Source organism: Chthoniobacter sp., assembly GCF_040003245.1.
Lineage (GTDB): Bacteria > Verrucomicrobiota > Verrucomicrobiia > Chthoniobacterales > Chthoniobacteraceae > Chthoniobacter.
Window position 1 is genome coordinate 1 of record NZ_JBDUCX010000377.1, and the last position, 4054, is coordinate 4054.

Annotated in this window: 4 protein-coding genes and 1 pseudogene; 1 reads left to right on the forward strand and 4 read right to left on the reverse strand. The window is 64.9% G+C overall.

The window, feature by feature from the left end; all coding sequences use genetic code 11:
* Positions 1-498, reverse strand: a 498-nt coding sequence (locus ABJF10_RS29765) for a hypothetical protein (RefSeq protein ID WP_348548235.1), incomplete at its 3' end; no start/stop codon positions are given.
* A gap of 79 nt (positions 499-577) precedes the next feature.
* Between ABJF10_RS29765 and ABJF10_RS29770 the strand changes: the two genes are divergently transcribed.
* The gene (locus tag ABJF10_RS29770) at positions 578-1525 is read left to right on the forward strand and encodes a class I SAM-dependent methyltransferase (RefSeq protein WP_348548236.1); all 948 of its coding nucleotides are present in this window, start codon (positions 578-580) and stop codon (positions 1523-1525) included.
* 2 nt (positions 1526-1527) lie between these two features.
* Here the strand turns inward: ABJF10_RS29770 and ABJF10_RS29775 are convergent.
* From ABJF10_RS29775 to ABJF10_RS29785, 3 genes and pseudogenes are all read right to left on the reverse strand, one after another.
* Positions 1528-1923: pseudogene (locus ABJF10_RS29775) on the reverse strand (FKBP-type peptidyl-prolyl cis-trans isomerase); the annotation flags it as partial.
* Between the two features lie 92 nt (positions 1924-2015).
* A complete protein-coding gene (locus ABJF10_RS29780) occupies positions 2016-3017 on the reverse strand; it encodes a small ribosomal subunit Rsm22 family protein (protein WP_348548237.1) in 1002 nt (333 codons plus the stop codon).
* A partial coding sequence (locus ABJF10_RS29785) for an SAM-dependent methyltransferase (protein ID WP_348548238.1) occupies positions 3014-4054 on the reverse strand: 1041 nt, incomplete at its 5' end. The genes ABJF10_RS29785 and ABJF10_RS29780, both read right to left, overlap by 4 nt.

A 4054-nucleotide genomic window follows, 5' to 3' on the forward strand; every position in this document is an offset into this window, starting at 1 on the left:
CGACGCTTCCGCGAACAAGTCGGTGTCCTTGCCATGCGACTTGGGCGCCGTTTTGGGCGATGGACCGCCGCTGCTGCGCGACGGCGCCAGTGGTGCATCGACGGATTCGAAATTCAGGGGCTTGTCGTTGTCGCCCTGCGGCAAGGGCGGCTGGTCGTTGCTCGCCGGCGCATCGCTCGCATCCACCTTTCCGCCTCCAGAGCGCGCGATCTTTTCCTGCACGCGAGCAATGGCCTCGACGGTGCGCGTCTTGCGATATTCCACGATCTGCGGCTGCCAGGTCGGAAAGCGCGTGGCGATCTGGTCGAGAACGGCGGCGGCCGCGCGCAGTTTGGCCAGCGCGGCTTTCAAGCTGCCGGCTTGTTCGGCCTTTTCACCCTGCTGCACAGCCATGTAAGCATTGACGAACAGATCACCTGGGTCAGTGCTCGACTGCGCGCGGAGGGGGGTCGCCGTGACGGCGAGAACCGCGAGGAGGAGGAGGACGTATAGGCGCATAGGGTCGGGTAGGGGTCGGAAAAATTGGCCCGATAATACTTGAATTAAGCCCTTCATGCAAAGGATTCTCGCGGTTACTTTGAGCCGTCCCGCTGTGCCCCAATATCCCCATTTCCCCTCGGAAAAATGGCTCTCCAGCATCCAATGGGCAGCCTTCACTACCGCTGCGACCAACGCCCATCGCCTGACAACGGGCCCCGGCGGCTGGGTGGAACGCTTGGGCGATGACGTGCTCATTTCCTACAAGGACGACGCCGCGCGCGACGTCCTGCACGCCGGCCTGCGGACCTGGTGCACGGAGCATGGCTACGTGCCGCGACGGGTGTTCGGGAAGTTTCTCCCGCGGCAAAACGCCGAGCGGATCGCGCCGTCGTTACTGGAAGGCGATGCCACGCTCCCGCTCACCACGGTCGTCGAGGAAAACGGCATGCGCTTCGGCCTGGACTTCGGCGCGGGTTATTCGGCCGGGCTCTTCGTCGACCAGCGCGCGAATCGCGCCTTCGTGCGCCGCGACGCCCCGCGCCGCCTGCTCAATACCTTCGCCTACACGTGCTCCTTTTCCGTCGCCGCCGCGCTGGCGGGCGCGGAAACGGTGAGTGTCGACCTATCGAAAAAGTCCATCGATCGAGGGCGGGAGAATTTCGCTCTCAACAATCTGGACGCCGCCACGCACCGCTTTTACGCCGACGACGTGCTCGACCTGCTGCCCCGCCTCGCACGTAAAAACGAAACCTTCGACACCATCATCCTCGACCCGCCGACCTTTTCGCGCGGCAACAAGGGACGGCGCTTCCAGGTGGAAGAAGACATCGAGGCGCTGCTCCTCACCGCTCTCGAACTGGCCGCGCCGCGCGCCAGGGTGCTCGTCTCCACCAATTGCACGCGACTCCCGCGCCGCGCGCTCGAGAACGTCGCGCGCTTCGCGCTCAAGGCCACGCGCCGCGCCGCGGAGTTTCACGCGGAACCGCCGTTGCCGGACATTCCGCCCGACGCCGCGGCGCAGACGCTGTGGATGGTGCTGAAGTAGCGCTACTGGACCTTCAGGAGCTCGACTTCGAAGATCAGCGTTTCATTCGGGCCGATCGGACCACCGGGCGTGCCGCTCGGGCCGTAGGCCAGGTTCGACGGGATGTAGAGGGTCGCCTTGCCGCCTTCTTTCAGGAGTTGCAGGCCCTCGGTCCAGCCGGGGATGACGCGATTGAGCGGGAAGGAAATCGGCTCGTTGCGCTTGTAGGAGCTGTCGAACTCCGTGCCGTCGAGCAAGGTGCCGCGATAGTGCACGAGCACGTTGTCGGTCGCCTTCGGGCTCTTGCCCGTGCCTTCTTTCGTGATCTTGTATTGCAGACCGCTCGCGGTCGTTTTCACACCGTCTTTGCTGGCGTTTTCCTTGAGGAACGCTTCGCCTTTTTCTTTTGCCGAATCAGCCATGGTCGTAAGTGGCGCGAGGGTGAACGCGGCGCCGAGCGCGATGCAGCCGAGGCTGCGGAGGATGGAGGGTTTCATTTGGGACGGCGAAGCTAGAGCATGCCCGCGTCGGAGGCAAGCGGCTCGGCAGCCACGATTTTTCCATCGGCCAGCGTCCAGCGGTAGACCGGTTCCAGCGTGCCCTTGCGCACGGCGCGGAAGAGTTCGGGCACATCCCGCTTTTGCAGAATGTAATCCGCGACGCCTTCCACCTGACAGCTCAGGACGCGCGCGAAACCCTTGGCCTCGCGTGGCTCGCCGATGATGCGCGAATAGCCCGGCGGCATCTGCGGCGTCCGCGCCAGCACGAGGAAGCTGTAGGGCACGCTGCGCAAATCGATCCCGATCTCTTTCCCGAAATCCGCCCAGCGCGCGTCCTGGAAAATGGCCGAGGGCGGCCGCGCGAAATGATGGCACCAATGCGGCGCATTCTTCACCGTGAGCATCCCGCAGCGTGCGCTGTGGGTGCATGGTGCAATGGGCGTGAAGGTGTCGCGCAGCCGCTCGCGCACATCGATCAAGCGCCGGCTGTCAGCATGCGTTCCGGCTTCGACCCAGATCACCTCCCCTGCCCCGCGAGCCAGCTCCAGCAGATGATCCAGCTCGGCTTCCGGCAATTCATTGATCACGTGGCTGACCAGCAGCAGTGTCTCCGGCGTCACAGCCGGCCGGTCCAACGTCACCGCCACTTGCGGAAACTCCCGCCGGGTCTTTTGGGCGGCAAACATGCTCGCGTGGTGCGAGCGATCGTGCAAATTGGCGGCGGTGAATCGCGGCCACTTGGCCAGCACGCGCCGGTGCGCGACGCCGGTGCCGCAGCCCCAGTCGAGCACGCGCGTGGTGCGCGGATGCCAGCCGCGCAGATCCAGCTCGTCGAGCACCGCGTCCCATTTCCAGCCGATCCGCTCCGCGTAAGTCGAGTCGTAGAGTTCGAGATGATCGGGCGATTGCCAGTAATCCGCCGCGCCCGCCGTGCCGGCGAGGAAGCGCTCGCGCAATTCGCGGAGGATGCGCAACTCATCGTTCGTAAACTGGACTAGGTGAAAGCCTTTCATTCTCCGAGCAGTGTGGCCAGGCGTTGCTCGCGCAGGCCATGGAAATCCATCAACGCCCGAAATTGCGCGCGCAACGAGTCCGCGTCCACTGGCTGGGCGCGGCGCTGCGCCGAGAGCATCAGGTTCTTGCTCGTGTCCTCGGGCGAGATGAATTCGAAGACGCTCGCGCGATAACCGTGCATCTCCAACAAGAGCGCTCGCAAACCGTCGGTGACGATCTCCGCTTCGCGCTCGGCAAGGATGCCGTGCCGCAACACTTCGCGCAGCACCAAAGGCGGCTGCAATTGCGCCCGCACTTCCTTGTGGCAGCAGGGCGCGGCGAGGATCAGCGTGGCGCCCGCCTGCACTGCTTTGGCCAGCGCATCGTCCGTGGCCGTGTCGCAGGCATGCAGGGCGATCAGCACGTCGAGCGGTTGCGGCGGCGCAAAATCCGCGATCGTTCCTTCGACGAAATTCAAGCCAGTGAAGCCATGCTCGCGGGCAACACGATTGGTGAGTTCCACCAATTCCGCCCGCGCTTCCACCCCGGTGATCTCCGTTTCCACGCCGCGTGCGCGGAAGAATTCTGCCGTGGCGAAAGTGAGGTAGCCCTTGCCCGCACCCATGTCCACGATGCGCAACGGCGCGGATGGCGCCCGCAACGGCGAGTCATCCACCAGATGCCCAAGCAGTTCCACGAAGCGCTGGATCTGCCGCAACTTCGGCGCCATGCCAGGCCGCGCTTCGCCCTCGGCGTTCGTCACCCCGAGCGCCCGCAACCACCCCGCCTCGCTCACATCCACTGCCACCGTCTTTTCCCGGTCGTGCTCCGGCGCAGGCGCCACGGCAAATGCCGGCCGGCTCGCCTTGAGCGTGCCGTACCCGCCGGCATCGCAACGAAGCTGCCAGTCCCCCGTGATCGTGAAAAGGTGCGCGCGTTCCCATTCCGCGCCCAGCGCCTGGCCGAGCAACGCGAGCGCTTCTTCCAGCGCCAGATTCTTCGTCACGTCACGCGTCGCGTAACGCCAAACGAATGACAGCCGCCTCCCTTCGCGCAA